At 64.7% G+C, this 21,937-nt stretch carries 20 protein-coding genes; 11 read left to right on the plus strand and 9 right to left on the minus strand.

The features are described from left to right. The first annotated feature begins 1 nt into the window (after position 1). The 5 genes from SO180_RS24160 to SO180_RS24180 all read left to right on the plus strand — a co-directional run bounded on the left by SO180_RS24160 (position 2) and on the right by SO180_RS24180 (position 6,664). A complete protein-coding gene (locus SO180_RS24160) occupies positions 2-1,021 on the plus strand; it encodes a branched-chain amino acid ABC transporter permease (protein WP_449381336.1) in 1,020 nt (339 codons plus the stop codon). A gap of 21 nt (positions 1,022-1,042) precedes the next feature. Beyond that, positions 1,043-2,269, plus strand: a complete 1,227-nt coding sequence (locus SO180_RS24165; RefSeq protein ID WP_449381337.1) for an ABC transporter substrate-binding protein — start codon at positions 1,043-1,045, stop codon at positions 2,267-2,269. Between the two features lie 130 nt (positions 2,270-2,399). Next, entirely contained in the window at positions 2,400-3,626 is a 1,227-nt protein-coding gene (locus tag SO180_RS24170; protein ID WP_449381338.1) for an ABC transporter substrate-binding protein, read from the plus strand. A gap of 320 nt (positions 3,627-3,946) precedes the next feature. Continuing rightward, positions 3,947-5,176 carry an ABC transporter substrate-binding protein gene (locus SO180_RS24175; protein ID WP_449381339.1) on the plus strand — a complete coding sequence of 410 codons (1,230 nt, stop codon included), beginning with the start codon at positions 3,947-3,949 and terminating at the stop codon, positions 5,174-5,176. Positions 5,177-5,380: 204 nt separating this feature from the next. Beyond that, positions 5,381-6,664 carry a glycerate kinase type-2 family protein gene (locus SO180_RS24180; RefSeq protein ID WP_449381340.1) on the plus strand — a complete coding sequence of 428 codons (1,284 nt, stop codon included), beginning with the start codon at positions 5,381-5,383 and terminating at the stop codon, positions 6,662-6,664. 77 nt (positions 6,665-6,741) lie between these two features. On the opposite strand, the gene SO180_RS24185 is transcribed toward SO180_RS24180, so the two are convergent. Together SO180_RS24185 and SO180_RS24190 are read right to left on the minus strand one after the other, a co-directional pair. Beyond that, positions 6,742-7,932, minus strand: coding sequence for a hypothetical protein (locus SO180_RS24185; RefSeq protein ID WP_449381341.1), 1,191 nt, complete (start codon positions 7,930-7,932; stop codon positions 6,742-6,744). A 59-nt stretch (positions 7,933-7,991) separates the two neighbouring features. Beyond that, positions 7,992-8,618 (minus strand): NUDIX hydrolase, encoded by a 627-nt coding sequence (locus SO180_RS24190; protein ID WP_449381342.1) that lies wholly within the window; start codon positions 8,616-8,618, stop codon positions 7,992-7,994. A 74-nt stretch (positions 8,619-8,692) separates the two neighbouring features. On the opposite strand from SO180_RS24190, the gene SO180_RS24195 reads away from it, so the two are divergent. From SO180_RS24195 to SO180_RS24205, 3 genes are all read left to right on the plus strand, one after another. Then, a complete protein-coding gene (locus SO180_RS24195; RefSeq protein ID WP_449381343.1) occupies positions 8,693-9,118 on the plus strand; it encodes a PaaI family thioesterase in 426 nt (141 codons plus the stop codon). Positions 9,119-9,416: 298 nt separating this feature from the next. Beyond that, positions 9,417-10,427: an aldo/keto reductase gene (locus SO180_RS24200; protein WP_449381344.1), complete on the plus strand. Its 1,011-nt coding sequence runs from the start codon at positions 9,417-9,419 to the stop codon at positions 10,425-10,427. A gap of 11 nt (positions 10,428-10,438) precedes the next feature. After that, positions 10,439-11,752: a tetratricopeptide repeat protein gene (locus SO180_RS24205; RefSeq protein WP_449381345.1), complete on the plus strand. Its 1,314-nt coding sequence runs from the start codon at positions 10,439-10,441 to the stop codon at positions 11,750-11,752. 10 nt (positions 11,753-11,762) lie between these two features. Here the strand turns inward: SO180_RS24205 and SO180_RS24210 are convergent, their stop codons facing one another. Continuing rightward, positions 11,763-12,236 carry a DUF4188 domain-containing protein gene (locus SO180_RS24210; protein ID WP_449381346.1) on the minus strand — a complete coding sequence of 158 codons (474 nt, stop codon included), beginning with the start codon at positions 12,234-12,236 and terminating at the stop codon, positions 11,763-11,765. Positions 12,237-12,499: 263 nt separating this feature from the next. On the opposite strand from SO180_RS24210, the gene SO180_RS24215 reads away from it, so the two are divergent. After that, positions 12,500-13,078, plus strand: coding sequence for a hypothetical protein (locus SO180_RS24215; protein WP_449381378.1), 579 nt, complete (start codon positions 12,500-12,502; stop codon positions 13,076-13,078). 49 nt (positions 13,079-13,127) lie between these two features. Here SO180_RS24215 and SO180_RS24220 read toward each other — a convergent pair whose 3' ends face one another. Continuing rightward, a complete protein-coding gene (locus SO180_RS24220) occupies positions 13,128-14,966 on the minus strand; it encodes an AMP-dependent synthetase/ligase (protein WP_449381347.1) in 1,839 nt (612 codons plus the stop codon). Between the two features lie 89 nt (positions 14,967-15,055). Next, a complete protein-coding gene (locus SO180_RS24225; protein ID WP_449381348.1) occupies positions 15,056-15,451 on the minus strand; it encodes a hypothetical protein in 396 nt (131 codons plus the stop codon). Between the two features lie 378 nt (positions 15,452-15,829). On the opposite strand from SO180_RS24225, the gene SO180_RS24230 reads away from it, so the two are divergent. Beyond that, positions 15,830-16,114: a hypothetical protein gene (locus SO180_RS24230; protein WP_449381349.1), complete on the plus strand. Its 285-nt coding sequence runs from the start codon at positions 15,830-15,832 to the stop codon at positions 16,112-16,114. A gap of 56 nt (positions 16,115-16,170) precedes the next feature. Here SO180_RS24230 and SO180_RS24235 read toward each other — a convergent pair whose 3' ends face one another. Next, positions 16,171-16,605, minus strand: a complete 435-nt coding sequence (locus tag SO180_RS24235; RefSeq protein ID WP_449381350.1) for an EVE domain-containing protein — start codon at positions 16,603-16,605, stop codon at positions 16,171-16,173. Between the two features lie 301 nt (positions 16,606-16,906). Here SO180_RS24235 and SO180_RS24240 point away from each other — a divergent pair, with 301 nt between their 5' ends. Further along, positions 16,907-18,946, plus strand: coding sequence for a methyl-accepting chemotaxis protein (locus SO180_RS24240; protein ID WP_449381351.1), 2,040 nt, complete (start codon positions 16,907-16,909; stop codon positions 18,944-18,946). A gap of 63 nt (positions 18,947-19,009) precedes the next feature. Here SO180_RS24240 and SO180_RS24245 read toward each other — a convergent pair whose 3' ends face one another. From SO180_RS24245 to SO180_RS24255, 3 genes are read right to left on the minus strand one after another with little or no spacing between them, the layout of a single operon-like run. Further along, the gene (locus SO180_RS24245; protein ID WP_449381352.1) at positions 19,010-20,311 is read right to left on the minus strand and encodes a flavin monoamine oxidase family protein; all 1,302 of its coding nucleotides are present in this window, start codon (positions 20,309-20,311) and stop codon (positions 19,010-19,012) included. A gap of 8 nt (positions 20,312-20,319) precedes the next feature. Then, positions 20,320-21,027, minus strand: coding sequence for a RibD family protein (locus SO180_RS24250; protein ID WP_449381353.1), 708 nt, complete (start codon positions 21,025-21,027; stop codon positions 20,320-20,322). 21 nt (positions 21,028-21,048) lie between these two features. Then, positions 21,049-21,759 carry an FABP family protein gene (locus SO180_RS24255; RefSeq protein ID WP_449381354.1) on the minus strand — a complete coding sequence of 237 codons (711 nt, stop codon included), beginning with the start codon at positions 21,757-21,759 and terminating at the stop codon, positions 21,049-21,051. Between the last annotated feature and the right edge of the window lie 178 nt (positions 21,760-21,937).

A 21,937-nucleotide genomic window follows, 5' to 3' on the forward strand; every position in this document is an offset into this window, starting at 1 on the left:
CATGAGCGCAGCAGAAGAAGTCGTTGGCGAAGGCCACGAGGCGGTCGAGGCCGTTCCGAAGCGGGCCATGACGCTGAGCACGACCACCTCGCTGGTGGTGCTGGCAGCGCTCCTGATCGTTCCGCTGTTCGCCAAGAACTTCATCATCTTCCAGTTGACGATGCTCCTGATCTACGGGCTCGCGGTGCTGGCGCTGAACATCCTGACGGGTGGCTCGGGTCAGTTTTCGCTCGGCCAGAGCGCGTTCTATGCCGTCGGGGCCTACGTCACGGCGGTGCTGATGGAGCAGTTCAACGTCAACTATGCGCTGACGCTGCCGGTCGCCGGCGTGGTCTGCTTCGGCTTCGGCTTCCTGTTCGGCCAGCCGGCGCTGCGACTCTCCGGCGTCTATCTCGCGCTTGCGACCTTCGCGCTCGCGACCGCCATGCCGCAGCTCCTGAAGCTGAACTTCCTCGAGCACTGGACCGGCGGCGTCCAGGGCCTCGTCGTCACCAAGCCGGACGCCCCGTTCGGCCTGCCGATGGGCCAGGACATGTGGCTGTACTACTTCACGCTCGTGGTCACGCTCGCGATCTACATCTTCTCGGTGAACCTGTTGCGCTCCCGCTCGGGGCGCGCCTTCATGGCAATCCGCGACAACGAGATCGCAGCCTCGTCGATGGGCGTCAATGTCGCGCTATACAAGACGCTGGCCTTCGGTGTCTCCGCCGGCATCACCGGCGTCGCCGGCGGCCTCAGCGCAATCGCGGTGCAGTTCGTCGCGCCTGACAGCTACAACATCACGCTCGCGATCTCGCTGTTCCTCGGCATGGTCGTCGGCGGTGTCGGCTGGCTGCCCGGCTCGTTCGTCGGCGCGGCTTTCATCATTTTCGTGCCGAACATAGCGGAGGGCATCTCCAAGGGACTCTCGGGCGCAGTGTTCGGCGTGCTGCTGTTCCTCGTCATCTACCTCGTGCCACATGGCGCAAGGCAGGTCGCGATCGTCAGCCAACAGTTGATTGGCAAACTCAAGAAGAACTGAAACGCTAAAAAGGAGACTGAATTGCTGTCTAGAAGAATACTTGGAATCGCCGTGGTCGTAACGGCGGTCGCAACGATCACCTCCGGCGCAGCACTCGCCCAAAAGAAATACGATACCGGCGCGACCGACACCGAGATCAAGATCGGCAACATCATGCCGTATAGTGGTCCGGCCTCCGCCTACGGCGTCATCGGCAAGACCGAAGAAGCCTATTTCAAGATGATCAACGAGAAGGGCGGCATCAACGGTCGCAAGGTCAACTTCGTCACCTATGACGACGCGTACTCGCCGCCGAAGGCGGTCGAGCAGGTCCGCAAGCTCGTCGAGAGCGACGAGGTGCTGGCCGTGTTCAACCCGCTCGGCACGCCCTCCAACACCGCGATCCAGAAATATCTCAACGCCAAGAAGATTCCGCAGCTGTTCGTCGCGACCGGCGCCACCAAGTGGAACGATCCGAGGAATTTCCCCTGGACCATGGGCTGGCAGCCCTCCTACCAGAGCGAAGCGCAGATCTACGCGAAGTGGCTCTTGAAGGAGAAACCCGACGCCAAGGTCGCGGTGCTCTATCAGAACGACGATTTCGGCAAGGACTATCTCAAGGGCACCAAGGACGGGTTCGGCGGCAAGGCCTCGAACATCATCATGGAGGAGAGCTATGAGGTGTCCGAGCCGTCGATCGACGGCCATATCGTCAAGATCAAGGCCGCCAATCCGGACGTGCTCGTGATCTACGCGACGCCGAAATTCGCCGCCCAGGCCATCAAGAAGGTGGCCGAGCTTTCCTGGAAACCCCTCCAGATCGTCACCAACGTGTCGAGCTCGGTCGGTGGTGTGATGAAGCCGGCCGGCCTTGAAAACTCGCAAGACATCCTGTCTGCCACTTACGGCAAGGACGCCGGCGACCCGCAGTGGAACAACGACCCCGGCATGAAGAAGTGGTCGGAGTTCGTCGACAAGTACATGCCGGGCACCGACAAGAACGACAGCTTCGTCGTCTATGGCTATGGCGCGGCGCAGACGCTCGCAAAGGTGCTGGAAATGTGCGGCGACGATCTAACCCGCGCGAACGTCATGAAGCAGGCGGCAAGCCTGAAGGACTTCGTTCCTGACACCTTGCTGCCCGGCGTGAAAATCAACACTAGCGCGGCCGACTTCGCCCCGATCAGCCAGTTGCAGATGCAGCGGTTCAAGGGCGAGAAATGGGAACTCTTCGGCGAGATCATCAGCGGCGACGTCCCTTCCGAATGATACGCGGACGCTAAAGACTTGATCTGCAACCATCGGCTAAGAGCCCCCGCGAGCAATCGCGGGGGCTTTTTGTTGACGGCCGACGCCAATCTTGTTCAATGCATCGCCGATCCAACCGGGTGGGGAAGAAATGACTGCCGTCCGTCTTCAGTTCGCGGCCTTGTCGGCCGTATTCGTCTTGTGCACTGCAACGAACGGCACCGCTCTGGCGCAAAAGAAATTCGACACCGGCGCCTCCGACACCGAGATCAAGATCGGCAACATCATGCCCTACAGCGGTCCGGCTTCCGCCTATGGCGTGATCGGCAAGACCGAAGCGGCCTATTTCGACAAGATCAATGCGGAAGGCGGCATCAACGGCCGCAAGATCAAGTTCATCTCCTACGACGACGCCTACTCGCCGCCGAAGACGCTCGAGCAGGCCCGCAAGCTTGTCGAAAGCGACGAAGTATTCTTGATCTTCGGATCGCTCGGCACCTCCACCAACAGCGCCATCCGCAAATACATGAACGAGAAGAACGTGCCGCAATTGTTCGTGGCCAGCGGCGCCTCCAAATGGAACGATCCGAAGAACTACCCATGGACCATGGGCTGGCAGCCGAGCTACGCCAGCGAAGCGCGCATCTACGCCAAATACATCATCAAGGAGAAGCCGGAAGCCAAGATCGCCGTGCTCTACCAGAACGACGATTTCGGCAAGGACTATCTGAGGGGCTTGAAAGACGGCCTCGGGCCGAAGGCCTCGATGATCGTGATCGAGGACGGCTACGACACCTCCGAGCCCGCGATCGACGAGCGCGTCGTGAAGCTGAAGGCCTCGGGCGCCGACGTCTTCATCAGCATCACCACGCCGAAATTCGCGGCCCAGGCGATCAAGAAGGCGGCCGAGATCAACTGGCATCCGATGCACATCATCTCCAACGTTTCGGCATCGGTCGGCGGTGTGATCGAGCCAGCCGGCCTGGAGGTGTCGCAGGGCGTCCTCTCGGCGACCTATGTCAAGGACGGCTCCGACCCGCAGTGGAACGCCGACGACGGGATGAAGAGGTTCTACGATTTCCTCGCGCAGTTTGATCCGAAGGCGAACAGGCTGGATGCCGCCGTCGCGTTCGGCTATGGCGCGGCGCAGACGATGGTGAAGGTTCTTCAGATGTGCGGCGACGATCTCACGCGCGAGAACGTCATGAGGCAGGCGGCGAGCTTGAAGGATTTCGCGCCGGACACGCTGCTTCCCGGGATCACGATCAACACCTCGCCGGACAATTTCGCGCCGATCGCGCAGCTCCAGATGATGCGCTTCAAAGGCAAGTCGTGGGAGCTGTTCGGAGACGTGATCTCCAGCGAGTTGAGCCATTAGGCGATCGCGGAGCCGCCTGCTGCCGGGCATCAAGGTTAACACCAGCCCCACCGACTTTGCTCCGCTGTCCCAAGTGCAACTCATGCGCTTCAAGGGCGAAAGCTGGGAACTGCTCGGCAATGTCCTCAGCAGCGACGTCGGCGGCTAAAGGTCCGGCCGGCGGCCGACTGATGACTACTAAAGAAGCAGCCCCTGCAACCTCATTGCAGGGGCTTTTTCTTGATGCTGCATCGCAAATCGTATTCAATCAGTTCCCGGCGCCGCCAAAAAACGCGAGAGAAAAAGGGCGCACACACACCAAAAAAATCAGGGAGACTGGAATGCCCGCTGTCACTGGCAAACTTGCTGCCGCGTCAGTCGCGCTTGCGCTGTTCGCGGCCTCGACCTCCACTGTATCAGCCCAGAAGAAATACGATACCGGCGCGACCGACACCGAAATCAAGATCGGCAACATCATGCCCTACAGCGGCCCGGCGTCCGCCTACGGCATCATCGGCCGTACCGAGGCGGCCTATTTCAAGAAGATCAACGATGAGGGCGGCATCAACGGCCGCAAGATCAACTTCATCTCCTATGACGACGCCTATTCGCCGCCGAAGACGGTGGAGCAGGCGCGCAAGCTGGTCGAGAGCGACGAGGTGCTCTTCATCTTCAACTCGCTGGGCACGCCGCCGAACTCGGCGATCCAGAAATACATGAACTCCAAGAAGGTACCGCAGCTCTTTGTCGCCACCGGCGCCACCAAGTGGAATGATCCGAAAGACTTCCCCTGGACCATGGGCTGGCAACCCAACTACCAGAGCGAGACGCAGATCTATGCGAAGTGGCTGCTCAAGAACAAGCCGGACGCCAAGATCGCCGTGCTGTTCCAGAACGACGACTACGGCAAGGACTATCTCAAGGGCCTGAAGGACGGCCTCGGCGCGAAGGCGGCGAGCATGATCGTTGCCGAGGAAAGCTATGAGACCTCCGAGCCGACGATCGACAACCACATCGTGAAGCTGAAGGCGACCGGCGCCGACGTCTTCATGAACATCACGACGCCGAAATTCGCCGCGCAAGCGATCAAGAAGAATGCCGAGATCGGCTGGAAGCCGCTGCACTTCCTCAACAACGTCTCCGCCTCCGTCGGCAGCGTGCTCAAGCCCGCCGGCTTCGAGAACGCGCAGGACATCATCTCCGCCGACTATCTGAAGGACGTGTCCGATCCGACGTGGGCCAACGACGCCGGCATGAAGGAATTCCTCGCCTTCATGACGAAGTATTTCCCGGAAGGCGACAAGCTCGATCACGGCACCATCACCGGCTACGGCGTGGCGCAGACCCTGGTGCAGGCGCTGAAGCAGTGCGGCGACGATCTCACGCGCGAGAACATCATGAAGCAGGCGGCGAGCCTGAAAGACTTCCGGACCGAGGTGCTGCTGCCCGGGATCCAGATCAACACCTCGGCGACCGACTTCGCGCCGATCAGCCAGCTCCAGCTCGAGAAGTTCAAGGGCGAGAAGTGGGAGCTGTTCGGCGACGTGATCAGCGCCGACGTCGGCGGCTAGCCGTCCGGCAGGTTCGAGGTATGAGAACGCCCCTCGCGAGGCCGTCGCGGGGGGCTTTTCATTGCCTTTCGACTATCATCACGCAATTGCATAATCGAATGATGAGCAAGCCCGCTTACGCTTCGCGCGGCGATGCGCTAGGCAAGAGGCGGCGAACTCTGGCGAGGTCGCCGGCAACCGCCTCTCCTTGACGAAAGCATCGCCATGACCGACCGACGCCCCCTGCTCCGCGCCCTCTATGACGCCGCCGTCGCCGCCGCCCACCCCGACGTGGTGCTGGCGCCGCATCTGCGCCCCGCGCCGAAGGGCCGCGTGATCTGCCTCGCCGCCGGCAAGGGCGCCGGCGCCATGGCCGCGGCCGCCGAGCGGCACTATCTCGACAGGCTCAAGCTCGATCCGGAGCGACTGGTCGGCATCGCCACCACCCGCCACGGCTACGGCGTGCCGACGCGGCGCATCCGCGTGGTCGAGGCCGGCCATCCCGTGCCGGACGAAGCCGGCCTGAAGGGCGCCGCCGACTCGCTCGCGCTCGCAGGCGAGGCCGGCCCCGATGATCTGCTGCTGGTGCTGCTCACCGGTGGCGGCTCGGCGAACTGGATCGCGCCGGTGGACGGCATCAGCTTTGCGCAAAAGCAGGCGGTCAACAAGGCGCTGCTCCGCTCGGGCGCGCCGATCGGCGAAATGAATGTCGTGCGCAAACATCTGTCGCGCATCAAGGGCGGGCGGCTGGCGCGCGCTGGCAAGAATGCCGCTGAGATCGTCACGCTCGCGATCTCCGACGTGCCGCATGACGATCCCTCCGCGATCGCCTCCGGCCCCACGGTGCCCGATCCGACCACGCTGGCCGATGCGCGCGCGATCGTCGCAAAATACAAGCTCGAGCTCGACGAGGCCGTGCGCCGCGCGCTCGATGATCCCGGCAATGAGAGCCGCAAGCCCGGCGATGCCGCGTTTGCGCGCGCGCATTTCGAACTGATCGCGCGGCCCAAGCAATCGCTCGACGCCGCCGTCAAGCTCGCGAAGGACGCGGGCTATGAGGTGATCGATCTCGGCGCCGATCTCGAAGGCGAGGCGCGCGAGGTTGCCGCCGAACACGCCAAGCTTGTCCTGAGCGCGCGCGCCGCCGGCAAACGCACCGCCATTCTCTCCGGCGGCGAGCTTACGGTGACCGTGCGCGGCAATGGCCGCGGCGGCCCCAACCAGGAATATGCGCTGGCGCTCGCCGGCCTCCTGAAGGACACGCCCCACATCGCCGCGCTCGCCGGCGACACTGACGGAGCCGATGGCGGCGCCGGCAACCCCACCGACCCCGCCGGCGCATTGATCGACGCGGCGACGTTTGCGAAGATGAAGACGCTGGCGCTGGAGCCGCAGGCCTATCTCGACAACAACGACGCGACGGCATTCTTTGCCGCGACCGGCGACCTGCTGCTGCCCGGGCCGACACTGACGAACGTGAACGACATCCGGGTGATCCTGGTGGATTGAGAGGCGTTCTGTCGGTCTGATCGGGCCAGGCTGCTCTCGAGCACGATCGTTTTGAGCTCCTGACCAGCAGCCACCTTCTAAAACGCCCCCGCCAGCTCCCTCGCACCGGTATTGTTGCTGTTCGAATCCATCCGCGCGTCCGTCACCGCCAACAGCTTCGCCACCGTGTTGTGCCGGATCGCGACCGGGTTGCGCTCGTAGCCGCCACGCTGGAAGAAGTTCGAGGTCGGCACCTGCTCGCGCATGGCCTGCGGCATCGTCACCATGTCGAGACCTGTGCCGTCGCCGGTGAGATTCATCATCTCGAGCTCGGCGGCGGTGAGCGAGCGGGTATAGCCCTTGGCGCGCGCGAACAGCACGGAGGTGAGCAGCTTGTGGGTCTGGAGCATCGGCCCGACGTCGATATCCAGCACCATCGCGTGCATCGCCCAGCCCTGCGCGGTGTCGCCGATCTTCTCATGCTCCGACCAGGTGTCCGGCACCGACTTCGCCTGCGCCACCATCTTCTTCAACACAGCGAGCTTGTGCTCCAGCGCCTTGCGCGCGGGTCCCGCGGCCTGCGCCGTCTTCTCGGAGAGCGCGCGGACCAACTCATGGCCCTGTTCGGCGAGCAGCTCGACGCTGTTGGTGGTCAAGAGCTGATTGTAGCCGATCGCGGTCGAGATCGCCCGCTTGCCGCCATGTTCAATTCCCGCTTGCACGTCGTGATTGCCGGTGCCGCCGGTCTCGAACGAATAGACCCGCACCGCCTGCTCGCGCGTCAATCCGAACGCGAGCGCATAGCGGGCGTAGGCGCGCTTGAACTCGACCTCGGTCGTCGGCCGCTGCGGCGTAAACTGGTAGAGATCCTGCGCGGCCCGCAACAGATCCGCGACGACGGGGATCGGCTTGCGCGGGCGCGGCTCCGGCTCCTCGGTGGGTTCAGGATTCACCGGCCGCTTCGGCCCGGTATAGAGCGGGGGCTGCTCCAGCACGTAATCGTCGAGCGTGATCTGCTGACCGCCACGCCGCTTGGCGTTGCGGGTGCGACGTTTTTCGGAGATCGCGCCCCAATAGGCGCCGGCCTCTGCGTCGAAAGCGGCGCGCGCCTCCTGGTATTCCTGGAGGCGACGACGATATTCGAGGATGGCCTGGGGCGACGCCTGCGCCATCGCATTGCTGACGGCCGGCGGCAGCGCGGAGGAGTCGCGCGCGGGCGCGGGCGGTGCGAGCAGGGCGAGCGCGAACGGTGCAAGCGTCAGGGCGCGTCGAATCGGTCGGTGATGCATGGTGCCCTTGTAGCAACCACCGCGTGACTGTCAGGTTAAAACGCCGTTTACTTCTAAGGTCATTTCCAGGCGAACACCGGCTGTTCCAGCTCGGCAACGCGGGTTACGCGCCCCGCCAGCACCTCGCGGAACTGATAGATCAGGGCTGCAGTCGGAGCGTGGATCAGGCTGTCTTCGTGGTGGAAGCGGATCACGCGCCGCGTGCTTTCGGGGATGGCGACGAAGTCGAAGGCGTCCTCGCGCTCGATCGTGTCAAGGGCGATGCGATGTACGGAGGCGACCTCCTGCGGGTTCGGCACGAGTCTCCCGCTGCCGGCGGCCCACACCACCACAGGCGTGATCAGATAGCCGGAGCGGGTCGGGTAGTCGTCCAGGAGGCCGAGCACCGTATCCGCCGCGAGCCTCAATCCGAGCTCCTCGTCGAGCTCGCGCAGCGCCGCCTCGACCGGTGTTTCACCGGCATCGCAACGCCCGCCGGGCAAGGCCCATTGCCCGCGATGAGCGCGCAGGTTCGATGCACGCAAGGTCAGCAGCAGCGCCGTGTCGCGCCCCTCGCCTGCCGCGGCAAGCGCAATGGCAACCGCGGCGCGCTTCAACCCCAGCGGGTCGCCATTGTCGGGCAGACGCGCAAACCTCGCGCAAGCGCCAGCGATATTGCGCCGTGTGGCATCGTCGAATGGTCTCATGATGCTTGACTACACCAGGAGCGCGCTTGATGAAATGAGATGCAGATGCTCTGCTTTGACAGACGGACCCGAACATGATCGACAAGGCCGCCGCCAGACTCAAGCACGACGGCTGGACCGTTGTCGAAACCACCGGTTTCATGCACCTCATCGGTCCCCTGTGGGAGCGCCAGCTCGACGGCCAACATGAATACGCGCTGATCACGCAGGACAAGCATCACAACCGCCGCGGCATGGTGCAGGGGGGCGTGACGATGACCTTCGCCGACCGCACCTGCGGCATGACCGCGCGCTACGTCACCGGGAGGCAGTACATGGCGACGGTGCAGCTCGACACCCATTTCGTCGAGGCCGGCAAGATCGGCGACATCCTGATCTCGCGCCCGCGCGTGGTGCGCTCGACCCGCAGCCTGATTTTCATGAACACCGACGTCACCGTCGACGACCGCTGCATCGTGATGGCGAATGGCGTGTTCAAGATCCTGAAGGGGCCGGAGTAGGTGCCAAGCACTCCGCTTTCATTCCCCGCGAAAGCGGGGAATCCAGTACGCCGCGGCCTCTCCGCATCCCTCCGCCGGCTCTGGAATGCTGGATCGCCCGCTCCAGTGCGCAGTTGCGCACAAGGCGGGCGATGACACCTGCGAGGATGGCAAACGCGTACCCCAAGCTCGTCACTGCAAGCTCAGCGAAGCAATCCAGAGTCTTTCCGCGAGCGAATATCTGGATTGCTTCGCTGCGCTCGCAATGACGGAGCGAGATCGTTATGCTGGTGCCCACACAAGCGTTGAGGAAGAACCCATGCAATACCGCCAGCTCGGCCGCAGTGGCCTGAAGGTTTCGCCGATCTGCCTCGGCACGATGATGTTCGGCGGTCCCACGAATGAAGCGGATTCTGCAAAAATCATCGCGAAGGCGCGCGAGGCCGGCATCAACTTCATCGACACGGCGGACGCGTATTCCAAGGGCGGCTCGGAAGAGGTGGTCGGTCGCGCAATCGCCAACAACCGTCACGCCTGGGTGCTCGCCACAAAGCTTGCCAATCCCATGGGCGATGATCCCAATCGCAGCGGGCTGTCGCGGCGCTGGGTGTTGCAGGCGGCCGATGAAAGCCTGAAGCGCCTCGGCACCGATTTCATCGACATCTACTATCTGCACAAGGAAGACCACGCGACGCCGCTGGAGGAGACGGTGCGCGCCATCGGCGACCTGATCCGCGTCGGCAAGGTGCGCTATTTCGGCGTCTCGAACTATCGCGCCTGGCGCGTCGCCGAGATCTGCAACATCTGCGACCGGCTCGGCATCGACCGGCCCGTGGTGAGCCAGCCCTACTATAACGCGATGAACCGCATGCCGGAGGTCGAGCACTTCCCGGCCTGCGGCCATTACGGCCTCGGCATCGTGCCCTACAGCCCGCTGGCGCGCGGCGTGCTCACCGGCAAGTACAGCCCGGATGCGTCGCCCGACAAGGAGACGCGCGCGGGCCGCAACGACACCCGCATGATGCAGACCGAGTGGCGCCCCGAGTCGCTCAAGCTCGCTCAGGAGATCAAGCAACATGCGGAGAAGAAGGGCATCACCGCGGGCCAGTTCGCGGTCGCCTGGGTGCTCAACTCCGCCTTCGTCACCTCTGTCATCGCCGGCCCCCGCACCGAGGCGCAGTGGGACGACTACATCCGCGCGCTCGACTATCGCTTCACCGCGGAGGACGAAGCGTTGATCGACGCTCTGGTGACGTCGGGCCATCCCTCGACCCCGGGCTATAACGACCCGGCCTACCCGATCGAAGGCCGCCGTGCGCGGACAGCGTGACGGGAGTAACCATGGCGCACCAGGACCGCTACGGGCTTCCGATCTCCACCTCATCCGATGCGGCGGCGAGCGCCTATCGCGAGGGCGTCGACCTCATGCTCGCGGGCTGGACCGGCACTGCGGAGGCGCTGGAGCGCGCGATCGTATCTGATCCTGATTTCGCGCTCGCGTACATCGCGCGCGCCCGCGTGCATTCCTTCTATCAGCAGGGCGAGCTCGCCCGGACAAAAGCGGGCCTCGCGCGGGAGCTGGTGGCAAAGCGCGGCACGGCGCGCGAACGCTCGCATGTCGAGGCGCTGGCGCTCGCGGCCGAAGGGCGGATGCCCGAAGCGCTGGCCGCGACCTTGAAGCATGTCGAGGCCTGGCCGCGCGATGCGGTGGTGCTGGCGCTGCCGCTCGGCGCATTCGGCCTGTTCGCCTTTTCCGGAATGGCCGACCATGACCGCGCGCGGCAGGATCTCTGCGCAAGCGTCGCGCATCACTATGGCGAGGACTGGTGGTTCCTCACGCTCTACGGCTGGGCGATCACCGAGAACGGCGACGTCGTGCGCGGCCGCACCATCACCGAGCGGGGCTTTAGTCTGAAGCGCGAGAACGCGCACGGCGCCCACGCCGTGCTGCATGCGATGTTCGAGGACGGCTCGATCGACGAGGCGGACCGTCTCGTCGACGAATGGATCAGCGGCTATGACCGTTCCGGAATCCTGCACGGCCATATCCGCTGGCACCAGGCGCTTGGCGCGCTCGAGCACGGCCATGCGGCGCGCGCGCTCGCGATCTATGCCGACGTGCTGCAACCGTCGATGACGCAGGCGCCGCCGCTCAACGTGATCACCGACGGCGCCTCGCTGTTGTGGCGCCTGTCGGCCTATGGCCACGCCGTGCCCAAAGAGCTCTGGGCCGAGGCTGACGCCACCGCGCAAAAACTGTTTCCGAAATCGAGCATCCCCTTTGCCGACGTCCACATGGCGCTGCTCGCGGCCGCCACGCAGGATCGCGAAGCACTCGCCACGCGGCTTGCCGTCATCGAGCAGCGGTTGGCCGACGGCAAGCTGCCTGCGGGCCCCGTAGTGCCCGCGATCTGCCGCGCGATGACGGCCTTCGCCGACGAGGATTTTGCGGGGTGCGTGCGCGAGCTCACGCCGGTTCTCAATCAGGTCGTGCGGATCGGCGGCAGCCATGCCCAGCGCGAGCTGATCGAGGACACTTTTGTCGTCGCCTTGATGCGCAGCGGCGAGCTCGGGCGCGCCCGCGCCATGCTCGATGCCCGGCTGCACCGCCGTCCCTCGTTGCGCGATGCGCGCTGGCAGGCGGCACTTCAGTGAGATGCCCCGATCAGGCGGCGCCGAGCCGCTGCCGTGCGCTGTCGGTGGCGTCGGTGATGGCACCGGAGGCGCCGGCCTTGCCGAGGCCGAACGGAGGCATGCCGCTGTAAATTGCCTCATAGTCGCCGGCGTGGACCCTGTAGGTCTCGTGCCAGATGCCGACGTCGCCGCGGCTGTCCTTCAGGCGCCGGTTGAAATCGACCCAGGCCGGCCAGTGTTGCGCGTCGTGCGCCCTGGCGTAGCGCTCCAGATGATCAAAGCTCCGCCAATACTGCACCATATTGAGAAGGCCGAGCTCGGTATGGCCGAGGAAGCCGACCTCCTTTGAGGCCTTCTCCAGCTCCTTGATCATCCTGGGCATGGCGAGCGCGACCGGCAGCCATTTGTGGAGCGCCCACGGCTTGTTGACACGCATGCCGATCAGAAACACGACGAAATCGCCTTCGATCCGGCCGGCGACCCGGCTCGGGATGACCTTGGCCATGCGAAGCCTCCCCGTAGATTTCCGGAAAGACTGCCGGAGGGCGGTGACGGCGACAAGCTTGCCACGAAAAAAACATGACCCTGACGGCAAGTGCGCACGGGGGACGGGGTTGAGGCGGTTTTCGCAAATCGCCGGCGGGTGGCACGGTGGTATTGCAGACGGGCATGTGCATTGCACAACAAACGGGATCGCAACCAATTGGTGGTTCGATGTTTGATGCACGGAACTTTTCCGTTTCCACCACGCGCCATGCGAGTCCCATGATGCGCTGCTTCCGACCGGTTCTGGCCGCGAGCCTGATCGCTCTCGCAACTCCTTGTTTTGCCGGGTCTTCCGTTCCCATCAGGGTCGACAACCGGGCCGAGCCGCAAAACTCCTTCATCGACCTATTGGCGCTGATGTCGGGACAGTGCAAGACCTTGCGCATCGCGGGTCGCGAGTTCGCCTGCAAGACGGTGGCCTACGCCCATGGTGACAAGGGCCGGGTCAATTTCGCTGTCGCGGTCGACGACCCCGCCGACGAAAACCACGTCGTCTCATTCTCGGGCGAGAACGGCAAGCGCGCCGACGACAATTCCTACGAGCTGCCGATCGACCGCATGCTGCTCAATTCCAAGGATCGGCCCAGGGTCGACGGCCTGCCGGTGCCGGCCGAGCAGACCTCCACCGGCGTCTGCCGCCAGACCGGCAATTTCGCGGCAAAGCAGGTCTCGAACATCACCTGTACCGCGACGGACAATGAGGGCCGCAGGTATGAGCTGCTGTTCGTCTCCGACGGCACGCCGGTGAGCGTGCGCCGCGTCCGGCAATCCGCACCGTCGATCCAGGATCCGTTCAAGTAAGCGCGCCGGCCGCCCGGTTCACCTCTTCGGGCTTGCCGGCAGGTGAAGATCATTTCGGCCGCGGCGCCGCCGACGGCCTCTTTGCATAGATCTGCTCGATCTCCGCGGCGAAGCGATGCTCCAGCGCGGGGCGCTTGTTCTTCAGCGTCGGCGTCAGCAACCCCGCTGCGATCGTCCACGGCTCCAGCGACCACGACACCGCACGCGGCGTCGCATAGGCCGGATAGTCCTTCACGGCCGTGGCGATCCGTGCGAGCAGAGCAGCGCGCTCCCCGCCCTCGCCCTGCTTGCCGAGCCCAGCGAGCCTCCGTTGCTCCTGCTCCCACGCCTTGGCGTTGAGCACCACCAGCGCAGTGAGGAACGGCCGCTGCTCGCCAACCACGAAGGCCTGCTCGAACAGCGGATCGGCGAGGATCGCGGTTTCGAGATCGACCGGCGCGATCTTCTCTCCGGTGGAGGTGACGAGAATGTCCTTGATGCGCCCGGTGATGGTGATGCGGCCGTGCTCGATGCGCGCCTGGTCGCCGGTGTGCAGCCAGCCGTCGGCCTCCTTGACGCGGCGCGTCTCCTCCTCCCTGTGCCAATAGCCCAGCATCACGCTCGGGCCGCGGACGAGCAATTCGTCCTTCTCGCCGAGCTTGACCTCGATGCCGTCGAGGACATGGCCGACCGAGCGCGGGTCGTTGTCGTCGGCGGTGTTGACGGAGACGACCGGCGAGGTCTCGGTCATGCCATAACCTTGCAGGACGTCGAGCCCAAGAGAGAGGAAGAGACGGATGACCGGTTCCGCGATCGGCGCGCCGCCCGAGACGGCGACGCGCAGACGGCCGCCGAACTGCGCCAATACCTTGTCGGCGACCAGGCGCTTCAGGATCGGCCAGGACAGGCGGTCAAACAGCGAAAGCGCGCGCCTGCTCTGCCGCGCGTCAAAGCACCGGCCGCCGACGGCGAGCGCGAGATCGAGCAGCGCACGCTCGACGCGGCCGGCCGCTTCGCGATGCTGCATGATCAGCGCAAAAATGCGCTCATAGATTCGCGGCACCGAGATCAGCACCGTGGGCTGCACATGCTTCAAGTCCTGCGAGAGCTGCGGCACCGAACGCGCATAGGCGACGCAGGCGCCCGCCGCGATCGGATAGTAGTAACCGCCGGTGCGCTCGAACGTGTGCGAGAGCGGCAGGAAAGAGAGAAAGACATCGTCCGGCTCGGCGGCGATGCGCTGCGCGATCGCCTTCACATTCGCAACGACGTTGTCGTGCGACAGCATCACCCCCTTCGGCCGTCCGGTGGTACCCGAGGTGTAGACAATGGCGGCGAGATCGTCCGCTTGGACGACCACGTCGACAATCGCGGGACCGCCAGCGTTCGAAGAGAGCCAGCGATCAAGCGCGACGACGCGGGCGTCAGTCGGCGCTGCCTCCGAGATACTCGCGCAAACCACGCGCCCGAGATCCGGAACCGGCTGCCCGGTCGAGACGATCGCCTGCCAGCGCTCCAGCGTATCCACGAACAGCAGGCGCGCGCCGGAATCGGCGAGGATGTAGGCGATACTGTCGGGGTTGTCGACGGCATGCATCGGCACCGGCGCGAGACCACGCGACAACGCGGCCTGGTCCATTGCGATATGCGCGATGCCGTTGGGCACCAGGATCGCAACCCGCTCGCCGGCGGCAAATCCTTCGGCGGCGAGGGCCCGGCGCCAACGCTCGATCTCGGCATCGATCTGCTGCCAGGAATAGCTCGCCCAGCGTCCGGCCGTCACATCGTACTGCCGATAGGCTTCGCGGCCCGGCGTCAGCGCAACGCGCCAGCGCAACAGCTGCGGCAACGTCATCACCTCCGCCAGCGCGCGCGGGCGATCTTGAGTGTGAACGGTGAGGTCTGCCATAGAATCATCCCGCAGTGCCGTCGCCAATGTAGAGATCGACAGCGATCCCGGCCAGTCGGCGCGACCTTGATCCTCGGCAATGCCGGCGTTTACCCCTGCACCTTGCAGGTGACGGGGCCGTTGTCGAGCATGAGCTGGTTGCCGCCGAGGTCGGTCACGATCTGCCCGGCATAGATGCCCCTGGCCTTGTCGCGCTGCGCCGAGATCACCACCCGCACCCGGCTCTTGTCCGACTCGTCCATGGCGACGACCAGGAGATTGTCGTCGCGGAAGCTGAACAGCGTGACTTTCGACGGGTAGTCGAAGTCGATCGGCGGCAGGCCGCCCTGCTTTTTCGGCACCTCAAACGTCAGCTCCTGGTCCTGCGGGTAGGAACAGGTGATCGACTTCGCAGCCGCCGCACCCGCATGCAGGATGAACAGCGAGGCAATGCAGAGGATGGCGGCGCGCTCCATGATAAAACTCTTGACGTGAATCTTGTGCATCTGTCGCGCCGGGCGGCCAACACGTTCAGGCGTTAACCGCGAAAGAATCGACTGGTGCGTGACCTACTCACCAACAACCAGTGTCATGCCCCGCGAAGGCGGGGCATCCAGTACGCCGCGCCTTATCCGTATCCCTGCGCCGCTTCTGGAATACTGGATCGCCCGGTCAAGCCGGGCGATGACACCAAGAGTGTGGTACGCGCGTGACACAAGTTCGCAACGACGTCGAAGATGGTGTGACGCAGCACTTCAAGCTTTGCGGCGATTCTGCGCCGGCAAAGCACAGATCAAGGTCGGGCAAGGCGGCACTTTGTCGCCGGAACGCGCGAGCGAGCCATCCCGTTATCTCCGCACACATCAATCGGAGTGAATGACGGAATGAAGAGTTTCTTTGTGGCGATAGCTGTTGCTGCTGCGGCGCTCGCAACCTCATCCGCGGCAAACGCCGCCGGCAAGGGCACGGCCAAAACCGCGCATGTGCAGGCCGGCCAACCGACCGACATCAGCGCGCAGGGCCGGCATCGTCACTGGCACGGCCCGCGCCATCATCATTGGCGGCCTCACGGCTACTATCGCCCGCATTATCGCAGCTACGGCTATTCTCCGCGGCCGCATGGCTACCACGGCCGGCCCCACGGCTATTATGGCGGCCATCGCTGGTGAGAAGAAAAGCCCGCAGCGATGCGGGCTTTTTTGTTGGGGAGTCTGCATCGATGCTTTCAGACCAGCAGCAGCGGCCGGCTTGACGTCGCCACGTGGCGGATCAACTCCATGTCCTCGTCCGAAATCTCGAACAGGCCGAGACGCAGCTTGTAGCCCCAGTTCGGATTGTCGCGCGCAAAGGCGAGGCTTTCAAGCAGCGGCCGGATCGGCACCTCGGCGGCGTCACCCCACGTGACGTCGCGGCGGAACGGATGGAAGCCACCGCCCATATCAGCCTGGTAGGGCACGCCCGGCTTGACCACGCCGATCGCGGTGAAGGCCTGGAGCCGATCCTTGCCGCCAAAGGTTACGGTCGGCGAATAATAGGCGATGTGATCGCCCGGCGAGATCCGCCGCAGGGGTCCGCCCTTGCCGTGGCAGACCTGCATGAAGCCGTGCGCACGCCCGATCCGGACGTGCTGGGCCGAGGCGACGGCGATCCAGTGTTTCATGTAAGGTCCTCCGACAGAGGTCCACCTTTTAGCAGCAGCCGTGTCAGATTCTGGCAGCAGCCATTCGACGCACGGTTTGACCAAGCCGAACACTCCGGCCGCAGACACACTTAACGTCTTAGTTGCAATTACTTACGTAGACTAATGACGAGAGTCGGCCGCTGGCCGAGCCTATCGTGGAAATGCGCCGATGAGTTTGGTCCGACCGATGTCAGAGCTTCCTTCGCCGTCTGAGCACTCATCCGCAAATCGCTCGAAGCACGGGGTCAGCCTGCGATGGAAAATCCTGGCTGGCAACCTGATGACGGGCCTCCTCGCCGTGGCCTTCGCCGTTTCGGTCGCCTGGGATGGATGGCGCGATCTGCGCAAGCGAGAAGCGGCCGCGCGTACGCTTACCGCATTCGAACTGGTGATGAAGGCCAACAGCCTGATTCCGGCCGAGCGTACCGCTTGGTTTGCGGTTACAGGCCCGACGGCCGAGGCGGCGACGTCCGAAAAATTGTCAGCCTTGGACAAAGTTGTTGCCGGCACCGACGCTGCCATCAGCGCCGCCAAGAAGGCCGTTGGCGCGGCGGATCTTCCGGTCGCATCGATTGAGGCAGCCGAGCTTGCCTTGCAACAGACCCGCAGTGCTGGGCGCCAGACGGCGGTCACGGCCAAGGCGCAGCGTCCACCCAACGGCCAGACGGCGATCGTGGATGGGCTTGCGCGCGCCGTCGACTCCCTCACCGCCGCGACCGGCGAAGTCCTGATCAACCTGTCGCGCACAGGCAGCGACATAGAAAACCTGTTGCCGTCGGCGCAGCTCGCGCAAAGCGCACAGGCCATGCGCACCACCAATGGTGCGCGCACGGCGATCCTCGGCCTCTTCGTCCGCAATCAGCCCTTGTCTGCCGCCCAGAACGTCGACGTCACCGAATTGACCGGTCAGGTCGCGCTGCTCTGGCGGCAGATCGAGCAGGGCGTCAGCAATGCCGGCAGCGCGCCGGAGCTCGTTCGCTCGATCGACCAGGTGCGCGCCAAGCTCATGACCGAAGGCGAGCCACGGTTTCGCGAGGTCGCCGCGGCCGCGCGCGATGGCCGCCCCTCTCCGGCCAGTGAAGCCGAGTGGCCCGGCTGGATCGCCGGCACCCTGAACAGCGTGCTGGGCCTGCGCGATGCCGCCTTGGACTTTGCGCACAAGGCCAATGACGCTGCGATCGCTCAGGCGCAGATGCGGCTGAGCTGGGCTCTCGCGGCACTGTTCGTCGTGCTCGCCGCCTCGATCGCCGTGGTTTTCGTAGCGATGCGCCACGTGATCCGGCCACTGGCGCGGCTGACCGGGGCGACGCTGCGGCTTGCCGACCGGGAGCTCAGCGTCGAAATCCCGGACGGACATCGCAAGGACGAGATCGGCACCATGGCCAACGCGCTGCAGATCTTCAAGGACGCGCTGATCGCGAAGAAACTCGCGGATGAAGCGGCTGCACGCGAGGCCGAGGCGCAGATCGAGCGCGGCCGGCGGGCCGACGCCATCACCCGCGATTTCGAGGCCGTGATCGGTGAGATCGTCAGCACGGTGTCGTCCGCGGCGACCGAGCTCGAGGCTTCCGCCGGCACGCTGACGGCGACGGCCAACCGCTCGCAGAAGCTCACCACTGCGGTCGCGGCGGCCTCCGATGAAGCTTCCGTCAACGTGAACTCGGTGGCCACCGCCACCGAAGAGCTCACCTCGTCGGTCACCGAGATAAGCCGCCAGGTTCAGGAATCCGCGCGCAGGGCGAGTGAAGCGGTCGAGCAGGCACACAACACCAACAAGCGCGTCGGAGAGTTGTTGCTTGCGGCAAACCGGATCGGCGATGTGGTCGAGTTGATCAACTCGATCGCGAGCCAGACCAATCTCCTGGCGCTGAACGCGACCATTGAAGCCGCGCGCGCTGGCGAAGCCGGCCGCGGCTTCGCGGTGGTCGCGGCGGAGGTGAAGGCGCTGGCGCAGCAAACCGCGAAAGCGACCGAGGAAATCCACCAGCAGATCCTGGGCGTCCAGACGGCGACGAAGGAGTCGGTCGGCGCCATTGGGGAGATCAGCGACACCATCGCGCAATTGTCGGAAATCTCCTCGGCGATCGCCGCCGCCGTCGAAGAGCAAGGCGCGGCTACGCAGGAAATTGCTCGCAACGTCCAGCAGGCGGCGCTCGGCACCGAGCAGGTATCCACAAATATCGCCGACGTGCGCGACGGCGCGAGCCAGACCGACTCGGCTTCATCGCAGGTGCTGTCAGCCGCCCAGCTACTGGCCCGCGACTCCAGCCGTCTGAAGCTCGAGGTCGGTAATTTCCTGGAATCGGTGCGCACAGCCTAGCTTGAACGGCAACCGCGGACAGCCCCCTGCGGGGAGAGTTAACCAAGCTGCGGCGCCTGCACTTCATCTCATCGCTTTGGTCTTACCTGACACGCCCCGCAGGATAACCCCGGCCGTCTCCCGTCCGCTCGCCAGCGCCGCCTCGACCGTGCCCATGTCACGGCCGCGGTAGAGGGCTTCACCGGAAAAATAGACGGGCGTGCCATCCGCGCTTGAGAGGATCGATTGCGCCACGCGCGTTTGCGGCGTGGCCCAGGAATAGGCGCCGCGCGCGAAGGGATCGTGCGCCCAGTTGATCGCCCGCGCCGCGACGAGCTCTTTCGCGAGATCGCCCGGTGACAGGCCGAAGATGCCGGCAAGCGACGCAAGACCAGCCTGGATCAGCTCCGGCTCGGCGAGCCCCGCAAGGCCTTTCGTCTGCGGACCTCCGAACCAGCCGGTGAGCACGGGATGCTCGGCCGGATGCTGCGTCCACCATACCGGGATTTTCTCATTCGAGAGCAGGAAGGTCAGGTCAGCAAGATCGGCCTGCCGCTCGAGCCACCAGCGCCGCTCGAATCGCAGCAGGATTTTGATGACGTTGCCGAAGCCGATATCCGCGGCCGCCGCAACTCTCTCTCGGGTAGCGCTCGGCAGCGCGATCTCCCTGAGCAGAGGCAACGGCACGGTAAGGACCGCAACATCGCCATGATGTACCTCGCCGCTGCCGCAACGAACGACCACGCCGCCATCGCACTCCTCGATTGCTGACACGGCGGAGTCAAAGTGGATGGCGACGCCATGGGTGCGGCACTCGGCCTCGAGAAAATCGATAAGAGGGCCATAGCCGCCGACGGGACGCGCCTGCATATGCCGCCCGCCATCCATCCATTCGTCGCGCAGCGCCAGCGTGCTGGCACGCGCGGGATCGGCGGCGTCGTAACCTTCGACCATCCGCTCGACGGACTGCCGCAACGACTCGTATTGGGCATCGGCAAAATAGCGACGCAGAAATTCGGAGACGGTCAGGTCGTCCTTCAATTCCCTGACCACCTGGTGAAGCTCGGCCTCGTGCGGATCGTGGCGCGCTTCGCGCGAGAATTTTCCGCCTTCAAAGCTCCATTGCGTCCCTTCGATCGCCTCGAGCGAAAGCCCCGCCTCGGCAAGCAAAGCCCGCGTGACCGGCCCTTCGCCATGGACGAACTCGGCGCCGCCGGCCGCGTCGTATCCAAACTCCGCGGCAGGAAGCGGATGGATCCGCCCGCCACACCTCGCGCGCGCTTCCAGGATCGTCACGCGCCGGCCGGCACGGGCGATCTCGCGCGCCGCCATCAGACCGGCCGCACCGGCACCGACGATCACGATCTGCTCCGACTTGTCCGACATGCCCTGCTTTACTGGCCCGCGGCTTTCGGATCGTTCTGGAGGAGATAACGCAGCAGCAGCACGCCGCCGCCGAGCGGCCGCGTGCTCTCGAGTGTCATCGCGGTGACGGGCGCACGCTGCTCGCTCTCGGCTTCGCCCGAGTCGAACACGATCGGCGCACCACTGGCACCGTCCACGGCCGGACAGAGGATCAGGTTCAGCTCATCGATCAGCCCCGCGCGCAAGAATGCGCCGTTGGCCGCGCCGCCGCCCTCCAGCAGCAGCCGCTTCACGCCAAGCTCGCGATTGAGAACTTCGAGCGTGAGCGAAAGATCGATCTCCGACTTGCCGGCGAAGACGTAGGACACGCCCTCGCCGCGGAGACCGGCCAGATGCGCATCCGATACGCGCTCGGTCAGCACCACGACGATCGGATCGCCGCCAATGTCCGAGCGGCCCCAGCCGATCTTGCCGTGCGCATCGAGCACCACGCCGTAAGCTTTCGCGTCGCGCCGCGCAAACCAGTTTTCACGCGGGAATGTCGCGCTCGTCGTGGGATAGGGCTTGCCCTTGGCGAACTCCGAGCCGGTGACGCGGCCGATCAACCAGGCATCGCCGCCGAGCTCGTCATGTATCTTCTCGAACCAGTCCGCGCCTGCGCCCTTCGGACGCCAGCGGCTGTGATGGGTGCGGCCATCGACGCTCGAGGCCATCAGGCAGATGACGTAGGGCTTCATGCAATTCTCCCTGCTTTCTTCTCAGGCCGCCGGTCCGCCACCCTCGAGGCGATCCTTGGCACGATCCCTGGCACCATCCTTGGCGCCATCCTTGGCGCGATCATTCAGGATCACCGCCAGCGGATTGAGCCTTGGCGGCGCGACCAGCTTGAGTGTGTTGGCGTCGTGATGATTGAACGGCGCACCTCGCACGAAAAGCTCGGTCTGGATCAGATAGGTCCAGCTTCCATCGTCGTTGAAGGTGATGTCGCAGCGGTAACTGTCGGTGCGGAAGGCTTGTTCCAAGAAGTCGGTCGAGCAGATCCCGTACGTCGTCTCGCCGCGCTTGGCCGTGACAGAGATCTTCTTGTCGTCCGGCCCGGCCTTGCCCGACGCGAGCAGCACCTGGCCGCGCGGAATCGCCAGCGTCTGCATGATCAGCCCGGTCGCCGGCTCCCACAACCAGTAGCCAACCTGGTCATGGAAGGTGATGTCCTCCTCGGGCGTGTTGATGTGGATGTGATAGCGCAGCCCATAAAACAGCTGCGGTCCGTTGGCCTGCGGATCGATCGGGTCCATCCGGATATGCTCGATGAAAACCCGCCGCTCCGGTCCCTCGGCCTTCGGGTTGATATCGACACCCTTGTTGGCCTGCCAGACACCGGCGAGGCGGCGAAGCGGGCCAAGATTGGCGAGTGCATCGGGAGAAACATCATCGGGCTCGGTGAAGATGTCGGCGGGAATGGGGAGCATGGGGGCGTCTCCGCTGGGGTGCGGGGAGCAGCAATAGCATGAGGATGGTGTGCGTGGCTTCAACACGTCCTTCACAAGCGCGAGTGGGCAAGGGCCACATCTGGAGCCGAAAAAGCCGGCGCGGCCAGGATGTCAGGTTTCGGGTGGCGCTCGCTGGCACCTTGCGGTTGGATGGCAG

It is taken from the genome of Bradyrhizobium sp. UFLA05-112, from assembly GCF_053572325.1.